A 20508-nucleotide genomic window follows, 5' to 3' on the forward strand; every position below is an offset into this window, starting at 1 on the left:
TTAGCCCGCCGTCAGATGCCCGGCGACTATTCGCCAGGCTTCGCCAGGGCACGCTCGATGATGCGCCACCCACGCCCGGGTGTCTGGTTGGAATGCGCCTCCCCGCCCCGGTTTACCGGCGGAGCTCCCCAGGGTGAAGTACGGGATCCGGCGGGGCGGCGTACGCAAATCGTCGGCGCACGAAGGGATCCGTAACGCCATGTACGCAGCAACGTCCTCCGTGTCCGCCCCGGTCCGGCCGCACCGCACGCTCCCGGCGGGCGGCGGCTCCTACCTCGAACCCGGCCGTCCCGCCATTCCGGCGCAGGGCGCCGTACGAGCGCGGCGGATGCCGGGAGCCGGATCTCAGCCGCTCAGCGGAAGAATCGACCTCTCGGGGCCGCAGGGGGCGCAACTGCGCACCGCGCTCGCCTCGGTGCAGCGGATCTGTCCGGAGTTCGCGCCGGTCCAGGTGCTGCGGCGCAGCGGCCGGTCGGTCCTCCTGGTGGGCACCACCGGACGGATGACCGCCGTCGCGAAGGTTTTACTGGACCACTCGCCCGAGTGGCGTGAGCGGTACCGGCACGAAATAGGAGCATATCGGACGTTCGTCCGACACCGCCCGCCGGTCCGCGTGCCGCGGCTGATCGCCGCCGACCCGGAGAACTGCGTACTGATCGTCGAGCGGATGGCGGGCCGGGTCGCGGCGCTGCAGCGGCATCCCGTGGAGGCCCCGCCGCGGGTCGACGTACGGACGGCCCTGGGCGCGGTGTGCCGGGTCAACCAGTGGCGTCCGCCGGCCGATCTGTTCGGGACCCCGCTGAACTACGCGCGGCGGATCGCCCGCGACTACGAGCTGGGCCTGCTGACCGACCGGGACCTCGGTGACCTGCAGAAACTGCTGCACGGCGTCAAGCTGTCGGGCACGTCCCTGCAGTTCAACCACGGTGACGCGCTCCTGTCGAACCTGCTGCTGTCCCCGGCCGGGCCGGTGCTCCTGGACTGGGAGCACGCGGGCTGGTACCTGCCGGGCTACGACCTGGCCACCCTGTGGACGGTGCTGGGCGACGCCCCGGCGGCGCGCAGCCAGATCAGCCGGCTCGCGCAGTCGGCCGGTCCGGCGGCGCGGGACGCGTTCCTGGTCAATCTGATGCTGGTGCTGACCCGGGAGATCCGGATGTCGGAGACGGCGGTCCAGCGCTCGATGCTGGCGACCGCTCCGGCCCAGCCCCTGATGGTCGGCGCCCTGTCGTCCGGAGAGGAGCAGCGGCTGTTGCTGCGGCGGCTGCACGACGACGCCGGAATGGCGCGCGGAGCGATCCGCGCGGCGGTCGGCACCCGCTGACGCGTCCCGCGTCCCCCTTACGCGAAGTCCCGCGGCCCCCACCGCCGCGGGACTTCGCTCGTACGCAAGTGCGTACGTCGGCACGTACGCGGGCGCACACCCGGGCGCGTACGCCGCGAGGCGGATCCGCCTCCCCCGCACGGCGGAAGCGGATCCGCCCGGCGGGCGATCCGCGCGCACCGCGCGGCTGCGATCTTCGGATCAGACCGGGCAACCGCTGCCCGCCACTCCGGAGGTAGCCATGTCCGTGCATGCCGGGACGAGACCGTCGGGCGGCCGCGTGCGCGCCGCCTGGAGGGCCGCGCACACCCCCGTGGCAGGAGTTCCGCGCTGGGCGCGGATCGCCGCGTACGCCATCCCCTTCACCGTCCTGCCGTCCGGCATCTGGCGGCTGGGCCTCCTCTTCGTCGACCATTCCGCGGCGGACAGCGGGCGGCTGCCGCACTGGCTGCCGCTCGACGTGTACGTCGTCGTCCTCTCGGTCCTCTCCGAGCTGCTGGCCTTCACCGCCGTCGGGCTGGTCGCCGCCTGGGGAGAGGTCGTGCCCCGCTGGATCCCGGTCCTCGGCGGCCGGCGGATCCCGGTGGCCGCCGCCTGCGTCCCGGCCGCGCTCGGCGCCTTCGCGCTGACCGTCCTCTGGACCGTCCTGGCGGCGGTGACCCAGGTGGCCGGGACCACCGTCCAGGGCGATCCGCTGCCCGACGACTTCCCCAGCGAGGCGGGTGGCTGGAGCGCGGTGTGGTTCTACGTCTGCTACACCCCGCTGGTGCTGTGGGGCCCGCTGCTGGGCGCGGTGACGGTGGCGTACTGGAGGAGGCGTGCGGGCGGCGGCGCCGGAGCCCTTGACATCACATGATCCCCCGAACACCTTTTCTGACTCAGCATCAGACATGCTGGAGCCGTTCCCTTCCTCCCCACACCGCTGGAGCCTGCCCATGTCCGCAAGCGCTTCGCGCACCTCCCCCGACGGCCTCCCGTCCAGACGTACCGTCCTCGCCGGGACGGGCGCCGGGGTGCTCACCGCCACCGTGCTGCCGTCCGTCGCCGCACGGGCCGTCGGCGCCGGTGCCCAAGAGGGGCCACCGCTCGGCGAGTACGACGTCGTCGTGGTCGGTGCCGGGGCCTCCGGGATGACCGCCGCGCTCACGGCCGCCAAGCGGGGGCTGAGCGTTCTGGTGGTGGAGAAGGCGCCCACCTTCGGCGGGTCCGCCGCGCGCTCGGGGGCCGGGATCTGGCTGCCCAACAACTCGGTGATCCTGGGCGCCGGGGTGCCGGACACCCCGCAGAAGGCGGCGGCGTACCTCTCCGCGGTCGTCGGGCCCGAGGTGCCGGCGGACCGGCAGGCCGCCTTCCTCGCCAACGGGCCGCGGATGCTGGACTTCGTGATGGCCAACAGCCCGCTCAGGTTCCGCTTCATGGAGGGGTACAGCGACTACTACCCCAACCTGCCGGGCGGGCTGCCGAACGGCCGCTCCATCGAGCCCGACCAGATCGACGGGAACATCCTCGGTGCCGAACTGGCCCGGCTGAACCCGGCGTACATGCCGGTCCCCGCCGGGATGGTGGTCTTCAGCCAGGACTACAAGTGGCTGAACCTGGCGGCCGTGAACGCCAAGGGCCTCGCGGTGTCCACGGAGTGCCTGGCTCGCGGCACGAAGGCGGCGCTGCTGGGGCAGAAGCCGCTGACGATGGGCCAGGCCCTGGCGGCCGGGCTGCGCGCCGGGCTGCAGCGGGCGGGGGTGCCGGTGTGGCTGAACAGCCCGCTGGTCGACCTGGTCCAGGAGGGCGGCGCGGTGACCGGGGTGGTCGTGGAGAAGGAGGGCGTACGGGGCACCGTACGGGCCCGGCGCGGCGTGGTCATCGGCTCGGGCGGCTTCGAGCACAACGCGTCGATGCGGGCGCAGTACCAGCAGCAGCCGATCGGCACCCAGTGGTCGGTGGGGGCGAAGGAGAACACGGGCGACGGGATCCTGGCGGGGGAGCGGGCCGGGGCGGCGCTCGCCCTGATGGAGGACGCCTGGTGGGGCCCGTCGATCCCGCTGCCCGGGGAGCCCTACTTCTGCCTCGCCGAACGGACCCTGCCGGGCGGGCTGATCGTGAACGGGAACGGCGCGCGGTTCGTCAACGAGGCCGCCCCCTACAGCGACGTGGTGCACGTGATGTACGAGAAGGACCGGGGCGCGACCGGTTCGCACATCCCGGCGTGGCTGATCGTGGACCAGAACTACCGCAACAAGTACCTGTTCAAGGACGTCCTGCCGATGATCGTCTTCCCCGACTCGTGGTACGAGGCGGGCGCGGCGAAGAGGGCGTGGACCTGGGACGCGCTGGCCGGGCAGATCGGGGTCCCGGCGGCGGCGCTGCGGGCGACCTTGAACCGGTTCAACGCGCAGGCGTGGAACGGGACCGATCCCGACTTCCACCGGGGCGACACGGCGTACGACCACTACTACACGGACCCGGGGGTGACTCCGAACTCCTGCCTGGCACCCGTCTGGGCGCCGCCGTTCTACGCCTTCAAGATCGTGCCGGGCGACCTGGGCACGAAGGGCGGCATCGTGACGGACGCGCGGGCCCGGGCGCTGCGGGCGGACGGCTCGGTGATCCGGGGCCTGTACGCGGCGGGGAACGCGAGCGCGGCGGTGATGGGCCACAGCTACGCGGGGGCCGGATCGACGATCGGCCCCGCGATGACGTTCGGCTACGTGGCGGCGACCGACATCGCGGACGCGTGATTCGTGTGGATCAGCCCTGCTGGAAGAGCTCGGCGGGGAGCGGCTTCAGGAGGGCGTAGAGGTCGTCGGTGATCGGGCGGTCCCAGCTGGCGATGGTGACCAGCACGTTGTCGCTGCGGTCGAACTGGACGCAGGAGATGCGGGACTCCGACAGCTTGATCTTCCGGACGATGAGGAGGTTGTCGCCCTGCATGACGGGGCAGTCCTCGACGCCGGTGACCTCGACGTCCTCGTCGTTCTCCAGGGCGTCGAGGAGCTGGGCGACCTCGAAGGGGACCTGGCCGTCGGCGAGGTCCCGGGCGGGAGAGCCCTCCGGGAGGTTGCCGATGATCATCGCGGGGCCGCGTCCGCCGAACAGGTCGTAGCGGAGGAAGACACCCTGGCAGCTGCCGTCGGGCGCGGGCAGCAGCCCGGCCCCGAGATTGCCCGGCCAGTCCCCCGGGTCCATGGCCAGGACGTCGAAGTCCGGGCCGGCGGGGGTGGCGGCGCGGTGGCGGCGGAGGAAGGACATGCCGCCATGGTACGTGGCCGCACGGGTTTTCCGGCCCGGGGGCCCGCATCCCCGACCTGGCCGGGCCGCCCGCCGGTCAGGCCCGTCAGACCGGCGGGACCAGGGTGAAGTAGTGCGCCAACAGGGTGGCGTCGCCGGTGACCCGCAGGCCGGCGGCGGGCAGCCGGCGCCAGAGGAACAGGGCGAGGTCCGAGGCGGTCCCGGCTGCCTCGACGTCCGCCGGGGCGGTGTCGTCGGGCGTCGGCAGGACCTCGTCGCCGTCGAAGAGGACGGTCCAGGATTCCGGGCCGTCCGTACGCCGGAAGCGGTACCGCTCCCCCGCACCGGCCGGTGCGCCCTGCCAGGAGCGCCGTGCCGGAGCCATGACCTCGAAGGTCTGGGCCACGGCGTCCGCCGCCAGGTCCGGATCGAGCGGGGCCGGGGCGCCTTTCACGGACTGCGCGTCCCAGCGGTGGAGGGCCAGCTCGATCGTCTGCATCCGCAGCCAGAAACCCGAGCTCTGTTCGGCCGACCAGGTCCAGACCGCCGCGTCCGGCCCGAGCTCGCGCAGGAGCGCCTCCAGCTCCCGCGCGCCCTGCGCGAACCAGTCCGTCAGCCCCTCGGGCGCGGGGCCCGGGCTCGGGGCACGGCCGGGCATCGGCCAGGCGGCCAGTGCCTCCGGGTCGGCGGGCAGACCGTACAGGGAGAGGTCCGTGGGGTCGGGTGCCTCGGTCAGGCGTTCCCGCAGGACGTGGCTGAGGTAGCGGTGCACTCCCCCCAGGTGTCCCACGAGGTCGCAGACCGACCAGCCGGGGCACGAGGGGACCAGTGGCGCCGGCCCGCCGGGGTCGAGCGCCCCGCGGACGGCCTTCTCGAATGCCGATGCCTCGCTCTGGAAGCGGGTGAGCCTGGAGTCGTGGTCCATGGGATCACTCTGCCCCGGCCCCGCCCGGGGCCCCCTGCTTGAGCTACGGGCGAACGTCTGCGGAGCGACCGGCGAGTTGCTCCAGGACGGCGACGGCCTCCGCGGCCCGGTCGGCGGCCACGAAGAGGTGGTCGTGGTGGTAGCCGGCGATGACGTTGCAGCTCAGACCGTGTGCGCCGAGTTCGGCCGCGAAGGCGGCGGTGAGCCCGACGGCGTCGAGGGCGGAGTGGATCCGCAGGGTGATCCAGCCGGCCGTGTAGTCGTAGGCCAGGCCGGCCGCGTCGGCGTCCTCCTGGCGCAGGACCAGGGTGAGGCCCTCGGGCTCCAGGACGGTGGCGACGGGTGCGGTGCCCGCGGGGACGGTGGTGCCGGGGACGGTGCAGAACACGTACCGGCCCTCGTTCAGTTCGGGCCGCATCCCGCTCAGCAGCTTCCGCAGGTCGCTCTCTCCGCTCATGCCGTCACCCTATCCACGGGTGTCGTCCTCGGAGAGGCGGCGGTACCACCGGGCCGACGGGACGGAGCCCCGGCCCCGGTGCCCGGCGTACGGCACGGGGTCGGGGAGGGTACGGCGGCGGAACTCCGCGTCCAGCAGGCACAGTACGCGGCCCGGTGCGCGCCGCGCTTCGGGCGGCAGTGCGCGGTGGCCGTCGGGGCAGATCGCTGCGGTCAGCCGCAGCCGGCTTCCGGGGCGGTCCAGGAAGTCCCGCTAGCGGCCCGGCAGTTCCTCCAGCCGGTGGATCCGGCCGTGCTCGGCCCGGCGGACTCCCGCGCTCGCGGCGGGCGACAGCCGGAGCCCGGCCGGCGCACCATCGGGCCGACGGCTCCGCGCCCCCGGTGGTGCGCCGCGCGCGGTCACGGCGGGGGAGGCTAGGTCAGGTCGAACTCGCCGCCCCGCGCGTCCAGTACGAACCTGCGCCACTCGTCCGGCGCGAAGATCAGCGATGGGCTTTCGGGGCGCTCGCTGTTGCGCATCGCGATGAAGCCCTCGACGAAGGCGATCTGGACGTCTCCCGCTCCCCGGCTGCTCGACTGCCACTGCGCCTCGGTGAGATCGAGGTCCGGCTTGCCCCAGCCAGCGAGGGGTTGTGAAGTCATGCTCTCGGCCACGTGCGTGCTCCTCCCGGTACGTCGTCCGGGGGCAAGGTTAACCATCGCGGCGGGTGCCGCACAGGGCACGGTGAGTCACCCGTGGCCGGTCCGGCCCCCCGCCCGTCCCCGTCGGGGGGCCGTCTTTCGTTCAGGACTCGGGCGGCTCGGCCCCCACCAGCCACATGGAGAAGAACTGCGCGCCGCCACCGTACGCGTGCCCCAGGGCCCGGCGGGCGTCCGGAACCTGGTGTTCCCCGGCCTGGCCGCGGACCTGGAGGGCCGCCTCCGCGAAGCGGATCATGCCGGAGGCGCCGATCGGGTTGGTGGACAGGACACCCCCCGACGGGTTGACCGGAAGGTCACCGTCGAGTTCGGTGACCCCGGCCTCGGTGAGCTTCCAGCCCTCGCCCTCCGCCGCGAAGCCGAGGTTCTCCAGCCACATCGGCTCGTACCAGGAGAACGGCACGTACATCTCGACCGCGTCGATCTCCCGGCGCGGGTCGGTGATCCCCGCCTGGCGGTAGACGTCGGCCGCGCAGTCCTTGCCGGCCTGCGGGGAGACGAAGTCCTTGCCCGCGAAGAGGGTCGGCTCGCTGCGCATGGCCCCGCCGTGCACCCAGGCCGCGGGCTTCGGCGAGCGGGCCGCGCCCTCCCGGTCGGTGAGGATCATCGCGCAGGCGCCGTCCGAGGAGGGGCAGGTCTCGGAGTAGCGGATCGGGTCCCACAGCATCGGCGAGGCCTGGACCTTCTCCAGGGTGATGTCGTGCTCGTGCAGGTGCGCGTAGGGGTTCTTCAGCGCGTTGCGCCGGTCCTTGTACGCCACCAGCGAGCCGACCGTGTCGGGGGCGCCGGTGCGCCGCATGTACGCGCGCACGTGCGGGGCGAAGAATCCGCCCGCGCCCGCCAGCAGGGGCTGCTGGAAGGGGACGGGGAGCGAGAGGCCCCACATGGCGTTGGACTCGGACTGCTTCTCGAAGGCGAGGGTGAGGACCGTCCGGTGGACGCGGGCCGCGACGAGGTTGGCGGCGACGAGCGCCGTGGACCCGCCCACCGAACCGGCCGTGTGCACGCGCAGCATGGGCTTGCCGACGGCGCCGAGCGCGTCCGCCAGGTACAGCTCCGGCATCATCACGCCCTCGAAGAAGTCGGGGGCCTTGCCGATGACGACCGCGTCGATGTCCGTCCAGCTCAGCCCGGCGTCCGCGAGGGCGCGCAGGGCGGCCTCCCGGACGAGGCCGGCGATGGAGACGTCGTGCCGGGCGGCGACGTGCTTGGTCTGGCCGATGCCGACGACGGCTACGGGTTCCTTGCCCGACGTGCTCATGCGGGGTCCCCTTCCAGGACGGCGACCAGGTTCTGCTGGAGGCAGGGGCCGGAGGTGGCGTGCGCGACGGCGCGGTCGGACTCGCCGCGGTGGATGCGGGCGGCCGCCTCACCGATCCGGATCAGGCCCGCGGCCATGACCGGGTTGGCGGCGAGCGCACCGCCGGAGGGGTTGACGGCGACGCCGTCGCCGAGCCCGAGGACCTTGCGGAGCACGACCTCCTGCGAGGAGAACGGCGCGTGCAGTTCCGCCGTGTCCACCGGGGCGTCGAACACCCCGGCGCGCTCGGCGGCGGTCCGGGTGGACGGGGAGTCGGTGAGGTCGCGCAGGCCCAGGCCGTGGGCCTCGATGCGGTGGTCGATGCCGGTGATCCAGGCGGGGCGCTCGCACAGCCGCCGGGCGGTGTCCCCGGCGGCGAGGATCACGGCCGCCGCGCCGTCGCCGATGGGCGGGCAGTCGCCGGTGCGCAGCGGGCGGACCTGGTAGTCGCCCTGGGGCACCGGGCCCCTCAGCTGGGCGTGCGGGTTGGCCTCGGCGGCGGCCCGGCTGCGGGCGCCGATGGCCGCCAAGGAGGGCTCGTCGGTCTCGCCCGCGTCGATCAGGGCCTGGGCCTGGAGGGCGGCCAGGGCCACCGAGTCGGGCCAGAGCGGGGCGAGGTAGTACGGGTCGAGCTGCCGGGTCAGGACGTCCCGTACCGGCCCCGGCGAGGACTTGCCGTACGAGTAGACGAGCGCGGTGTCGGCCTCGCCGGTCTGGATCTTGACCCAGGCTTCGTAGAGGGCCCAGGCGCCGTCCATCTCGACGTGCGACTCGGAAATCGGCGGCCAGGCCCCGACACCGTCGAGGGTCATGGTGAAGGAGAAGGCCCGGCCGGCCAGGTAGTCGCTGGAGCCGGAGCAGGTGAAGCCGATCTCGCCGGCCTTCAGGCCGGTCCGGGCCAGCACCTGGTGGAGGACCGGCATGACCATCTCGACTTCGCTGAGTTCGTCGGTGCGGCGCAGGTGGTCGCTCTGCGCGAAGGCGACGACGGCCACGTCGCGTGCGTGCCTGCTCGTCCTGGGCATCAGATGAGCTCCTTGTACGCGTCGTAGTCCGCGTCCGGCTCGCCGGTGGGGCGGTAGTGGTCGGGGTAGCGGCCGCCTTCGGTCCACACGGGTTCGACGCGCAGGCCCATGCGGACCTGGTCGTACGGGATGCCGCCGATCCGGCCGTGGAGGGCGAGGCCGGCGCCGTCGAGGGCGATGTGGGCGTAGACGTAGGGGACTTCGATGTCGAGGCCGCGGGCCTTGATGTTGACGATGCAGTACGTGGTGACGGTGCCGGCCGGTCCGACCTCGACCTGGTCGGTGGTGGCGACCCCGCAGGTGGGGCAGGCCCCGCGCGGCGGGACGTACACCTTGTGGCAGGAGGGGCAGCGCTCGCCGATGGTCTTCTGCTCGGAGAGGCCGCTGATGTAGGCGGTCTGGGCGCGGCCGGGGCTGTACGTGTAGTCCAGGCGGGCCGGGGCGACGATGCCGGTGACGGGCTCCGCGAAGACCCCGGCGTGCGGGGCGGCTCCAGGGCCGGCGGGGCCCTCGTACGGCTCGAAGCAGGCGATGTCGGTGATCGCCCCGGTGCGCTCGGCGGCCCACCGCACGCGCACCCGCATCCCGGTGCGCACGGATTCGGGACCGGGGGCGTCGAGGGCGTGCAGGAGGGCGGTGTCGGCGCCGTCGAGCGTGACCAGGACCCAGGCGAACGGCGTGTCGAGGGGCTGGTTCGGGCGGGGCAGGCCGTTCCAGGCCCAGGTGGTGACGGTGCCGGTGGCGCCGACCTCGACGAGTTCGCGGATCTCCTCGGCGGTGCGGGGGTCGTACTCGACGGGCGGCACCATTACGGTCCCGTCGGAGGTCTTCACGCCGAGCACGAGCCCTTCGCGCAACCCGGTGAGGAACGCGGACTGCACGGGCCCGAGGGACCGGGTGAAGGGGAACTCGACGACGAGCGGCGCACGGAGCACGTCGGGCGAGGGCACGGTGGCTGTCACGGGTGGCTCTCCGATTCTCGTAGCTGTGGGGGGAGTTTGAGACGGGTGGCGGAGCCCGACATCCGGTCCCGCCGTCGTTTGAGGCGCGGGGTCTGGGGCGGAGCCCCCAAACCGGCCCCGCCGGCGTTTGAGGCGGGGCCGGATCGGAGCCCCGGCAGCGGCGCCGCACCCGGACTTCCCTGGCCCGCCCGGCGACGGGCCCGGCGGGCCTACTCCCGGCGGTACACCGCGGGCCTCTTCTCGGCGAAGGCCCGCGCCCCCTCCTTGGCATCCGCCGTGTCGAAGACCGGCCAGCCCCGCAGGAGTTCGGACGCCAGCCCCTCCCGCTCCGTCAGCTCGGCGGTCTCGTAGACCGACGCCTTGACCGCCTCGACGGCCAAGGGCCCGCACGCGTTGACCTGCTCCGCGATCTCCAGCGCCGCCTCCAGCGCCGTACCGTCCGGCACCACCCGCCCGACCAGCCCGATCCGCGCCGCCTCCGCGGCGGAGTACGGACGCCCGGTCAGCAGCATCTCCAGGGCGTGCGTACGCGGGATCTGACGCGGCAGCCGGACCGTCGAGCCGCCGATCGGGAAGAGCCCCCGCTTGACCTCGAAGAGCCCGAAGGTGGCCCCCTCCCCCGCCACCCGGATGTCCGTGCCCTGGAGGATCTCGGTCCCGCCGGCCACGCAGTAGCCCTCCACCGCCGCGATCAAGGGCTTGCGCGGCCGGTGGTGGCGGAGCATGGCCTTCCAGTGCAGGTCGGGGTCGGCCTTCAGCCGGTCCCGGTACTGGTCGCCCGCCATCCCCTTCCCTGCCAGCGCCTTGAGGTCCATGCCGGCGCAGAAGTCCCCGCCCGCGCCGGTCAGCACCACGGAGCGGATCGCGTCGTCGGCGTCCGCCTCCAGCCACCCGTCGTACAGCCCCACCAGCAGCGGCAGCGAGAGCGCGTTCTTCGCCTCGGGCCTGTTCATGGTGAGCACCAGCGTGGCGCCGTGCCGTTGCACGGTCAGGTGTTCCGTCCCACCCATTGCCGTCCTCCCGTCTCAAGACCTAGAACAGGTTGCAGTAGGGGCGGGTGCAGTTCAATAGTTTTCTGACACACAGTCAGATTTCTTGGGCGGCTCCCTTCCCACTTGCCCTCGGCGGCGCTGTAATGACCGCCCGAGCAGACAGCCATGGGGTCAGGAGGAACGGTGGAGTACAACCTTGCCGACCTGTTCGAGTCGGTGGTGGACGTGGTTCCGGACCGCGAGGCCCTCGTCTACGTGGACCACCCGGGGACCGGCGCCGAGCGCCGCCTCACGTACGCGGAGCTGGACTCGGCGGCGAACCGGATCGCGCACCACCTGCTGGCCAGCGGCTTGACGGCCGGCGAGCACCTGGGCCTGCACCTCTACAACGGGATCGAGTACCTCCAGACCGTCCTGGCCTGCCTGAAGGCCCGGCTGGTCCCGGTGAACGTCAACTACCGGTACGTGGAGGAGGAACTGGTCTACCTCTACAACGACGCCGACCTCGCCGCGCTGGTCTTCGAGGGCGAGTTCACCGAGCGGGTCGCGGCCGCGCTGCCGCAGACGACGAAGCTCCGGCACCTGATCCGGGTCGGCGACGCTCCCGAGGGGGCCCCGGAGCCTTCGATCGCGCCGGTCGCGTACGCGGACGCCGAGGCGGCCGGCTCGCCCGGGCGCGGTTTCCCGCCCCGCAGCGCCGACGACCTGTTCATCATCTACACCGGCGGTACGACCGGCATGCCCAAGGGCGTCATGTGGCGGGCGGAGGACCTCTTCTTCGCCGGGCTGTTCGGCGGCGAGCCGTCGGGCGAGCCGGTGAAGCGGCCCGAGGAGCTGGCCGAGCGGGTCGCGGCGCGCGGCGCCGGGCTGACCTTCTTCCCCGCTCCCCCGCTGATGCACGGGACGTCCACGCTGACCTCGTTCATCGCCTTCAACTACGGGCAGCGGGTGGTCATCCACCGCAAGTACGCGCCCGAGGAGGTGCTCCGTACGATCGAGAAGGAGAAGGTCTCCAGCGTGTCGCTGGTGGGCGACGCGATGCTGCGGCCCCTCATCGACGCGCTGAACGGCCCGCTCAAGGGGACCGACCTGTCCTCGCTGTTCAGCGTCTCCTCATCCGGCGCGATCATGTCTGAGACGGTGCGCGCGGAGTTCCAGCGGCTGGTTCCGAACGTGCTGCTCCTGAACAACTTCGGGTCCTCGGAGTCCGGATCCAACGGACGGGCGACGAACGACTCCAGCCCGGAGAAGGGCTTCCGCCTGGAGGTCAACGACCGTACGCAGGTGGTGGACCCGGTGACGCACGAGCCCGTGCCCGTGGGCGAACCGGGCCGTCTCGCGCAGCGCGGCCACGTCCCGCTCGGCTACTACAACGACCCGGCGAAGACCGCCGAGACCTTCTTCCAGAAGGGCACGGAGCGCTGGGTGCTGCTCGGCGACATGGCCACGGTGGACGAGCAGGGCATCGTCACCGTCCTCGGGCGCGGCTCGCAGTGCATCAACACGGGCGGCGAGAAGGTCTACCCGGAGGAGGTCGAGCAGGCGCTGAAGTCGCACCCGGACGTGTACGACGCCCTGGTCGCGGGCGTCCCGGATCCGACCTGGGGCAGCCACGTGGCCGCGGTGGTGCAGATCCGGGCGGGCGCGCCGGAGCCGACCCTGGACGAGATCCAGAGCCACTGCCGCACCCGGCTCGCGGGCTACAAGATCCCGCGCCAGCTGGTCATCACCCCCGCCATCCAGCGCTCCCCGAGCGGCAAGGCGGACTACCGCTGGGCCAAGACGGTCGCGACCCGGGCGGACACGGCCGGCTAGCTAGGGCGTGTCGTCACCTTCCCGTCGTCGCCCGAAGGGCGGCCCCGAGTGTGACGACAGGCCCTGGGGCCTGTTGAGACGTCGGTGACCTGGCCGGTTGGCCGCCCTGGGGAAGGTACGGGCGGCCGACCGGACGGCCCGGGCCACGGGGTTGCGACCCGCTCCGGGTGCGCGCGAACGCGCCACCCGGTAGCGTCGGAATCGTGCGTTCCGCCCAACCGCTGGGCCCTGGCCCGGCAGGGCCGCCGCCGATGTCGGCACAGGAACGAGACCACATGCCAAAGCACAGCATCCGCGCGGTGACTGCCGCGGCCGCTCTGGTCTGCCTGACGGGATTCGGCCCCTCACCCGGCGGCGGCGCGTCACCCCCCGCCCAGCCCGCCGGGCCCAGCCAGGCAGCCCCGTCCCGGTTCGTGCCCGGACCCTGCCCGAAGCCGCCCGAGCCCATCGAAGCGCTGAGCGGCGCACGGTGCGGCTTCCTGGAGGTCCCCGAGAACCGCTCCCGCCCCGGCGGCCGGACCATCAAGCTGGCCGTCGCGGTGATTCCGGCCGTCACCCCCGCCAAGCCCGCACAGGACCCCGTGGTGTTCATGGCGGGCGGCCCCGGTGCCGACACGTTCGACGACATCCCGTTCCTGGTCGGCTCCGGCCTGAACAAGGACCGCGACCTGATCATCATGGCCCAGCGCGGCAACCTCTACGACCGGCCGAACCTCGCCTGCCCGGAGATCGACCGGTTCAACGCGCGGGCCGTGGGCCTCGGCTACGACTCGCAGCAGGCGGAACAGCTCATGGTGAAGGCGGTCAAGGACTGCCGCAGCCGCCTGACGGCCGAGGGCATCGACCTGAGCGCCTACAACACCACCGAGAACGCCGCCGACTTCGCCGACCTGCGCAAGGCGCTGGGCATTCCCCGGTGGAACGTCTACGGCTACTCCTACGGCAGCAACCTGGCCCTCACGTACCTGCGCCTGCACCCCGAGGGCATCCGCGCGTTCGCGATCGACTCGATCACGCCTCCCCAGCACGTGACCCTTCCGTGGACATGGGCCAGCACCGCTGAGGGGATCGACAACATCCTCGAGGCGTGCGCGGCCGAGCCCGCCTGCAAGGACCGTTACCCGGACGTCCGCCGTACTCTGACCGAACAGGTGCGCAAGCTGGAAGCACACCCCCTGACGCTGAACGTCGCGCCGCCCGGCGGAGGGAAGCCGGTCAAGGTCGTCCTCGACGGCGGCGCGCTCCTGAACCTGATCGTCGCCTTCACGCCCAGGCCCGAGGACCTTCCGGCGGCGCTCGACGAGCTCAGCAACGGAAACCCGCAGCGCTTCGCGCAGGCCCGCGCGGCCGGCTCGGTCCAGAAGGTCGGCATGTTCGCGCACGGCCTGACGGAGTCGGTGGTGTGCGGTGAATGGGCGCCGGGGTACTCGGAGACCGACGTGCTGAAGGCGGGGCGCAAGACCTACCCCGGGTGGCCGGACACGGTCCTGGCCCAGGTGCCGCAGCTTCCCTTCCAGTACCCGGCGTGCCGCATCTGGAACGTTCCGGACCGCGCGGCCGCCCAGCGGTTGCCCACGGTCAGCTCGGTGCCGGCGCTCGTCATCTCCGGCACGTTCGACGTGAAGACGGGGGCGAGTTGGGCGACGGACGTGGCCCGCAACCTGTCCCGCTCGACCGCCGTGCTGGTCCCCGGAATCGGCCACTGGGTGGTCCCGCAGTCGCCGTGCGCGCAGAGCGTGCTGGCCTCGTTCTTCGCTCGCCCGACCGCGCCCGACACCGCTTGCGTGGACGGGCTCAAGCCCAAACCGTTCACGATCATCCCGAAATGACCGGGAGGGCAGATGACACGCCACCAAGCGCCCAGTCGTCGCCGCACCGCACGACGACTCCGGGCCACGTCGGCCGGTATGGCGACCGGTCTCCTGGTCACCGGCCTGCTCGCAGCGTCGGCTCAGGCGCAGTCCCGCACCGGCACCACCCCCACTCCCGGGGCGCCGATCGGCACGACCGCCCGGACGGTGGGCGACGCGAGCTACGAACCGGGCCCCTGCCCCAAGACACCGGAACCGATCAAGGCCCTCGAAGGGGCCCGCTGCGGAACGCTCACCGTGCCCGAGAACCGCGCCAAGCCGAACGGTCGAACGATCGAACTCGGTGTCGCGATCGTGCCCGCGGCCGCCGACAAGCCGAAACCCGACCCGATCGTCTGGCTCGCGGGCGGACCCGGGGACGACGCCGTGGGCGAGGCGAAGATGGCGGTCGACGGCGGCCTGAACCGCGACCGTGACGTGATCCTCATGTCCCAGCGCGGCACGTACTCGGCCGACCCGAATCTCCTGTGCCCCAACATCGACGAGTTCAACGCACGCTCGGTCGGCCTCGTCTACGACGCCCCATCCACCGGGCGCCTGCACGTCGAGGCCACGAAGGCCTGCCGCGACAAGCTGGCGGCCCGCGGGATCGACCTCAGCGCCTACAACGACACCGAGAGCGCCGCCGACTACGAGGACCTGCGCAAGGCGCTGGGCCTGGCACAGTGGAACCTGTACGGCATCTCCTACGGCACCCACCTGGCGCTGGCCTACATGCGCCTGCACCCCGAGGGGCTCCGCTCGGTGGGCATCGACGGCATCCTGCCGCCGTCCAAGGCCGGCTCGGCGGCGACCTGGAGCAGCGCCCGGCAGGGCTTCGACGGCCTGTTCAAAGCCTGCGCGGACCAGCCGGCGTGCAACAGGCGCTATCCGAACCTGTCGGCCACCTTCGACAAGCTCGTCCGCGACCTCGAAGCCCATCCGGTCACCACCACCGTCACGCTCCCCGGCAGCGACAAGCCGGTGAAGGTCGTACTGGACGGCGGAGCCCTGGTGAGCTGGATGACCTCGGCCACCCACGTGGCACCCCAGGTGCCCGCCGCGCTCGACGAACTGGCCCACGGCAAGCCGCAGCGGATCGCCCAGCAGTACGCGGGCGGCAAGCTCAGCCCCCAGGCCATGGGAAGGGTCGCGCACGGTCTCGTCTACGGCGTCTTCTGCAGCGCGTGGACGCCGTACGAGAGCCGGGATGCCGCGCTCCGGGGCGGACAGGAGACCTTCCCGACCTTCCCCCGCTCCGTACAGGCCCAGGCCCCGCAGCTCGCCTTCCTCCACCCGGACTGCGACGCCTGGAACGTCCCCGCGGCGGCGCCCTCGATCCGGGACGTCACGCGCGGCGACATCCCCACCCTCGCCCTGTCGGGCGGCTTCGACTCCCAGACCGGGGCCGACAACGGGCCGTACGTGGCCCGCACGCTGCCCAAGGCCAAGGTCGTCACGGTCCCCTACGAGCCGCACGTGGTGTTCGCCACCTCGAAGTGCGCCCAGGAGATCGCCGTCTCCTTCTTCGACGACCCGTCCGCGCCGAAGACCGGATGCCTGAAGAGCCTTGAGCCGCCCGAGTTCGAGATCGGGCCCTGAAACCGCTCGCGGTCCGCTCCGCCGGCCCTCGGGCGCCGGGCGGGGCCCGGTCAGGCCCCCCGGGTGTCCCGGGGTCAGGCTCCGCAGGACAGGAACCGCTCCACGCGGGCCGCGAACCACTCCGGGTCGTCCAGCCACGGGAAGTGGCAGGCCTGGGGCTGGACGTCGACCGCCCCCCGTGGGAACAGCGCGGCGAGCTCGGCCGCCAGCGCCGGCCGGGGGTTGCCGTCCAGTTCCGCGGCCAGGACCAGGACCTCGCCCTCGACCTGGCGGAGCCCCGCACGGGTGGCGGGCGGGTCGAAGGCGCCGGGGCCCGCGTAGGCCTCGGCCGCCTTCCCGTTCTGCTGGTGCTCGCCCGCCGCCCAGTGGGCCTGGACCTCCTCGTCCCAGCGGCCGTGGAACAGCGGCGCGGCCAGGTCCCAGTCCTCGTCGCCGCGCCCTCCCCGGCCGTCGCCCGCCAGGATCCGCTCGTAGGCCGCGATGGCCGTGTCGTAGGGCTCGCTCCCGGCCCGCAGCCGGGCGGCTTCCAGCCGGTGCTCCGTGGTGACGGGGAGGTCCACCGCCCACGCGGTCGGAGTGACCAGGACGAGCCGGCGCACCCGGTGCGGATGCGCGGCCGCGTAGAGCTGGGCCAGGTTGCCGCCGGCGGAGTGCGCGAGGAGGTCCATGCGCTCCAGGCCCAGGTGTACGCGCAGCGCCTCGACGTCGGCGACCTGGTGGTCGACCCTGTACGTGGACTCGTCCACCGGTATCGCGGAGGCGCCCGTGCCGCGCAGGTCGAGGAGGACGAGACGGCGGCTCGCCGTGAGCCCGCCCAGGTCCGCCATGTACTCCGAGGCGCGCATGGCGCCGCCCGGCAGGCAGACGAGCGGCTCGCCCTCGCCCCGGACGTGACAGGCGAGTTCGGTTCCGTCGTAGGTGTTGAAGACAGGCATGCGGGCCATCACATCAGACGATCACTCGTTCGAGTCATTGATTTACGGGGCAGGGGCCTGGCAATCTACCGAATGATCGGTCGGTGGACTCACGATGAGGTGACGGCATGGCGGCATACGCGGATCTCCACGACGAAGGCGAGCGGCTCAGCGGCGACGAGCTGGCCGCCCTCCAGCTGACGCGGCTGCGCGCGACCCTGCACCGCGCCTACGACCGGGTGCCGTTCTACCGGCAGGCCTTCGACAAGGCCGGCGTGCATCCCGACGACTGCCGCTCCCTCGCCGATCTCGCCCTGTTCCCCTTCACCACCAAGACCGACCTGCGGGACCAGTACCCCTTCGGGATGTTCGCCGTGCCGCGCTCCGAGGTGCGCCGCATCCATGCCTCCAGCGGCACCACGGGGCGCCCCACGGTCGTCGGGTACACCGACGGGGACCTGTCGACCTGGGCGGATGTCGTCGCCCGGTCCATACGCGCGGCGGGCGGCAGACCCGGTCAGATCGTCCACATCGCCTACGGCTACGGGCTGTTCACGGGCGGCCTCGGCGCGCACTACGGCGCCGAGCGGCTCGGCTGCACGGTCGTGCCCGCCTCGGGCGGGATGACGGACCGCCAGGTCCGGCTCATCCAGGACTTCGAGCCGGAGGTCATCATGGTGACCCCCTCGTACATGCTGACCCTGCTGGACGAGATGGAGCGCCAGGGCATCGATCCGCGTTCCACCTCGCTCAGGACCGGGATCTTCGGCGCGGAGCCGTGGACCGAGGAGATGCGCCGGGAGATCGAGGAGCGGCTGGGGATCGACGCGGTGGACATATACGGCCTGTCCGAGGTGATGGGACCGGGCGTGGCGCAGGAGTTCGCGTCGAGCAAGGACGGGCTGCACATCTGGGAGGACCACTTCTACCCGGAGGTCGTCGATCCGCTGACGGGCGCGGTGGTGCCGGAGGGCGAGCCCGGCGAGCTGGTGTTCACCTCCCTCACCAAGGAGGCCATGCCGGTGATCCGCTACCGCACCCGGGACCTGACGCGGCTGCTGCCCGGCACGGCCCGGCCCGCCTTCCGCCGGATGGAGAAGGTCACGGGCCGCAGTGACGACATGATCATCCTGCGCGGGGTGAACCTGTATCCGACCCAGATCGAGGAGATCCTCCTGCGGACGGCCGGTCTGGCTCCCCACTTCCAGCTGCGGCTGACGAAGGAGGGCCGGATGGACGCCCTGACGGTCCGGGTGGAGGCGCGCCGGGAGGCGGACGCCGCCCGGCGGGAGGCCGCGGGCGCCGCCGTGGTGCGGGCCGTCAAGGAGGGGATCGGGGTCTCGGTCCGGGTGGAGGTGGTCGAGCCGGAGACGCTGGAGCGCTCGGTGGGCAAGATCAAGCGGCTGGTGGACCTTCGCGGTGCCGGGGAGCGAGGGGAGACTCGGCCGGGCGGATGAAATGTGACACAGCCACCCCTTCGGGCCTATTTCGAGGCGGCTCCCGGGAGCAGACGGGCCCGCCCGGGTAGTGCATGAGGCGTGACCTCGATCTTCCGGCGGCTCTACGACCGGCTCCAGGGCTCGGCTGTAGGGCTGGCGTGGAGCCGCGGCCGTGAGATGGAGCTGATGCACCGGGCGATGGGCTTCGCGGCCCTCGGGTTCCTCACCCTGGTGCCGCTGCTGGTGGTCGTGGCCGCCGCCGCGCCCGGCAGCGGCTCCGGCTTCGGCCGCTGGCTCGGCCAGGCCCTCGGGGTCTCGGCGTCCTCGCGCGCCCGGGTCGAGATGCTGTTCGCCGCGGCGGACCTGGCGCTGGAGCGGACCACCGCCTTCGGCCTGGCTGCCCTGGCCGTCTTCGGCCTGACCTTCGGCTCCGCCGTGCAGACCGGCTACGAGAAGGTCTGGGACCTACCGACCGCCCGCTGGCACACCATGTGGCGGCATGTCGTGTGGCTCGCCCTGCTGGTCTGCTACCTCGCCCTGCTCGTCGCCATCCCCCCGCCGTCCGACGACGTCTTCGGCACGATCCTGGGCACCGTGGGCGACCTCGTCGGCACCTGCCTGTTCTTCATCGGCTCGCAGCGGATGCTGCTCGGCGGCCGGGTCCGCTGGCGCGCCCTGGTGCCCGGGGCGGTGGCCACCAGCATCGGCCTGCTCGGGCTGCGCGTCTTCTCGCAGCTGGTGTTCTCCCCGCTGATCGCCTCGAACGCCGTGACCTACGGCCCCTTCGGCACTCTGCTGGTCGTCCAGTCCTGGCTGGTAGGGGTCGGCTTCGTCGTCTACGGCGGGGCCCTCGTGGGCCGGCTCTTCCACGAGCACCTCACCGTGCGCCGCCTCCGGCGGAGCGGGCACCTCCCCTTCGGCAACCCCCCTTCCGACCACCCCTCATGACCCCGGAAGGGGCTGACCTGACCGTGCCGACGATGCCAGGATGTCGGGGGTAACGATCGACGAACACCTTCACCCACAGGGGGATTGATGTCTGTTCAGGACCGGGAGACCAAGGCCGAGGGCCGGGTCTGGCTGATCACCGGGGCCTCGTCCGGCTTCGGCCTGACCCTCACCGAGGCCGTACTCGCGACCGGGGACACCGTGGTCGCGGCGGTCCGCCGCCCCGACTCCCTCGCCGCGCTGGCCACCGCCCACCCCGAGCGCCTCGTGCCGATCGCGGTGGACGTGACGGACACGGCGCGCGCCGAAGAGGTCGTCGGCGAGGTGGTGAACCGTTTAGGCCGGATCGACGTCCTCGTCAACAACGCCGGACGGGGTCTGCTCGGCGCGGTGGAGGAGACCTCCGACACCGAGCTCCGCGAGCTGATGGAGCTGCACTTCTTCGGCCCGGCGGCGCTCACGCGGGCCGCGCTGCCGCACATGCGGGCCCGGAAGTCGGGTGCCGTGGTGCAGATGAGCAGCATGGGCGGGCGGCTCGCCTTCCCCGGCGTCGGGGCCTACTGCGCGACCAAGTTCGCGCTGGAAGGCCTGACCGAGGCGCTCGCCGGCGAGGTCGCCGCCTTCGGCATCAAGGCGCTGATCGTGGAGCCCGGCTCCTTCCGTACGGGCTTCACGAGCGGAAACGCCCTGCGGCAGACCACGGCCCTGCCCGCTTACGAGAACGTGGTCGGCCCGGTGCGCCAGGGCATGCCGGCCACCGACGGCCACCAGCCCGGCGACCCGGTCAAGGCGGCTGCCGCGATCCTCGCCGCGCTGGATGCCGAGAACACGCCGCTGAGGCTGGTGCTGGGCAACGACGCGGTCGACTTCATCACGGCCCGCGATGACGCCACCCGCGCGGAGGCCCAGGCCTGGGAGTCGGTCAGCCGCGGCACGGACTTCGACGGCGCGCCCACTCCGGCGGCGTAAGCCGTACGGGCGGCAGCCCCGGGAGCCGGGCCCGTCCGGGCTCCCGGGGCCGTCACCGCGAAC

At 72.6% G+C, this 20508-nt stretch carries 19 protein-coding genes; 9 read left to right on the forward strand and 10 right to left on the reverse strand.

The window, feature by feature from the left end; translation table 11 throughout:
* Positions 1-199 precede the first annotated feature (199 nt).
* The 3 genes from OG737_RS01050 (at position 200) to kstD (ending at position 4059) form a co-directional block, all read left to right on the forward strand.
* Positions 200-1324 (forward strand): aminoglycoside phosphotransferase family protein, encoded by a 1125-nt coding sequence (locus OG737_RS01050; protein ID WP_405921084.1) that lies wholly within the window; start codon positions 200-202, stop codon positions 1322-1324.
* Positions 1325-1565: 241 nt separating this feature from the next.
* The gene (locus tag OG737_RS01055) at positions 1566-2180 is read left to right on the forward strand and encodes a hypothetical protein (protein ID WP_328924217.1); all 615 of its coding nucleotides are present in this window, start codon (positions 1566-1568) and stop codon (positions 2178-2180) included.
* A gap of 79 nt (positions 2181-2259) precedes the next feature.
* Complete coding sequence (gene kstD, locus OG737_RS01060; RefSeq protein ID WP_405921085.1) at positions 2260-4059, forward strand: 3-oxosteroid 1-dehydrogenase; 1800 nt, start codon at positions 2260-2262, stop codon at positions 4057-4059.
* A gap of 10 nt (positions 4060-4069) precedes the next feature.
* Here kstD and OG737_RS01065 read toward each other — a convergent pair whose 3' ends face one another.
* The 9 genes from OG737_RS01065 to OG737_RS01105 all read right to left on the reverse strand — a co-directional run bounded on the left by OG737_RS01065 (position 4070) and on the right by OG737_RS01105 (position 10926).
* A complete protein-coding gene (locus tag OG737_RS01065) occupies positions 4070-4570 on the reverse strand; it encodes a hypothetical protein (protein ID WP_030960903.1) in 501 nt (166 codons plus the stop codon).
* Between the two features lie 85 nt (positions 4571-4655).
* Positions 4656-5474 carry a maleylpyruvate isomerase family mycothiol-dependent enzyme gene (locus OG737_RS01070; RefSeq protein ID WP_328924219.1) on the reverse strand — a complete coding sequence of 273 codons (819 nt, stop codon included), beginning with the start codon at positions 5472-5474 and terminating at the stop codon, positions 4656-4658.
* 43 nt (positions 5475-5517) lie between these two features.
* Positions 5518-5931 carry an ACT domain-containing protein gene (locus OG737_RS01075; protein WP_328924220.1) on the reverse strand — a complete coding sequence of 138 codons (414 nt, stop codon included), beginning with the start codon at positions 5929-5931 and terminating at the stop codon, positions 5518-5520.
* A 252-nt stretch (positions 5932-6183) separates the two neighbouring features.
* Positions 6184-6333, reverse strand: coding sequence for a hypothetical protein (locus tag OG737_RS01080; protein ID WP_328924221.1), 150 nt, complete (start codon positions 6331-6333; stop codon positions 6184-6186).
* A gap of 11 nt (positions 6334-6344) precedes the next feature.
* On the reverse strand, positions 6345-6572 hold the full coding sequence (locus OG737_RS01085) for a DUF397 domain-containing protein (RefSeq protein WP_405681472.1): 228 nt from the start codon (positions 6570-6572) through the stop codon (positions 6345-6347).
* Positions 6573-6714: 142 nt separating this feature from the next.
* Complete coding sequence (locus OG737_RS01090) at positions 6715-7890, reverse strand: thiolase domain-containing protein (protein ID WP_328924223.1); 1176 nt, start codon at positions 7888-7890, stop codon at positions 6715-6717.
* Positions 7887-8954 (reverse strand): thiolase domain-containing protein, encoded by a 1068-nt coding sequence (locus OG737_RS01095; RefSeq protein ID WP_405680415.1) that lies wholly within the window; start codon positions 8952-8954, stop codon positions 7887-7889. The genes OG737_RS01090 and OG737_RS01095 overlap by 4 nt, the downstream gene beginning before the upstream one ends.
* Positions 8954-9916, reverse strand: a complete 963-nt coding sequence (locus OG737_RS01100; RefSeq protein WP_328924225.1) for an OB-fold domain-containing protein — start codon at positions 9914-9916, stop codon at positions 8954-8956. The genes OG737_RS01095 and OG737_RS01100 overlap by 1 nt, the downstream gene beginning before the upstream one ends.
* 209 nt (positions 9917-10125) lie before the next feature.
* The gene (locus OG737_RS01105) at positions 10126-10926 is read right to left on the reverse strand and encodes a crotonase/enoyl-CoA hydratase family protein (protein WP_328924226.1); all 801 of its coding nucleotides are present in this window, start codon (positions 10924-10926) and stop codon (positions 10126-10128) included.
* A gap of 165 nt (positions 10927-11091) precedes the next feature.
* Between OG737_RS01105 and OG737_RS01110 the strand changes: the two genes are divergently transcribed.
* From OG737_RS01110 to OG737_RS01120, 3 genes are all read left to right on the forward strand, one after another.
* The gene (locus OG737_RS01110; protein WP_328924227.1) at positions 11092-12723 is read left to right on the forward strand and encodes an acyl-CoA synthetase; all 1632 of its coding nucleotides are present in this window, start codon (positions 11092-11094) and stop codon (positions 12721-12723) included.
* Positions 12724-12998: 275 nt separating this feature from the next.
* Positions 12999-14552: an alpha/beta fold hydrolase gene (locus OG737_RS01115; protein ID WP_405921086.1), complete on the forward strand. Its 1554-nt coding sequence runs from the start codon at positions 12999-13001 to the stop codon at positions 14550-14552.
* Between the two features lie 78 nt (positions 14553-14630).
* Positions 14631-16175 carry an alpha/beta hydrolase gene (locus OG737_RS01120; RefSeq protein ID WP_405921087.1) on the forward strand — a complete coding sequence of 515 codons (1545 nt, stop codon included), beginning with the start codon at positions 14631-14633 and terminating at the stop codon, positions 16173-16175.
* Between the two features lie 74 nt (positions 16176-16249).
* Here OG737_RS01120 and OG737_RS01125 read toward each other — a convergent pair whose 3' ends face one another.
* Positions 16250-17110, reverse strand: coding sequence for an alpha/beta hydrolase (locus tag OG737_RS01125; RefSeq protein WP_328930172.1), 861 nt, complete (start codon positions 17108-17110; stop codon positions 16250-16252).
* A gap of 107 nt (positions 17111-17217) precedes the next feature.
* Between OG737_RS01125 and paaK the strand changes: the two genes are divergently transcribed.
* The 3 genes from paaK to OG737_RS01140 all read left to right on the forward strand — a co-directional run bounded on the left by paaK (position 17218) and on the right by OG737_RS01140 (position 20445).
* Positions 17218-18546 carry a phenylacetate--CoA ligase PaaK gene (paaK, locus tag OG737_RS01130; RefSeq protein WP_405921088.1) on the forward strand — a complete coding sequence of 443 codons (1329 nt, stop codon included), beginning with the start codon at positions 17218-17220 and terminating at the stop codon, positions 18544-18546.
* 159 nt (positions 18547-18705) lie between these two features.
* Positions 18706-19476 carry a YhjD/YihY/BrkB family envelope integrity protein gene (locus tag OG737_RS01135; protein WP_405681471.1) on the forward strand — a complete coding sequence of 257 codons (771 nt, stop codon included), beginning with the start codon at positions 18706-18708 and terminating at the stop codon, positions 19474-19476.
* 87 nt (positions 19477-19563) lie between these two features.
* Positions 19564-20445 carry an oxidoreductase gene (locus OG737_RS01140; RefSeq protein ID WP_405921089.1) on the forward strand — a complete coding sequence of 294 codons (882 nt, stop codon included), beginning with the start codon at positions 19564-19566 and terminating at the stop codon, positions 20443-20445.
* The last annotated feature ends 63 nt before the right edge of the window (positions 20446-20508 follow it).

The sequence above is a fragment of the Streptomyces sp. NBC_00122 genome (assembly GCF_045160845.1).
In the GTDB taxonomy this organism is placed as follows: Bacteria; Actinomycetota; Actinomycetes; order Streptomycetales; family Streptomycetaceae; genus Streptomyces.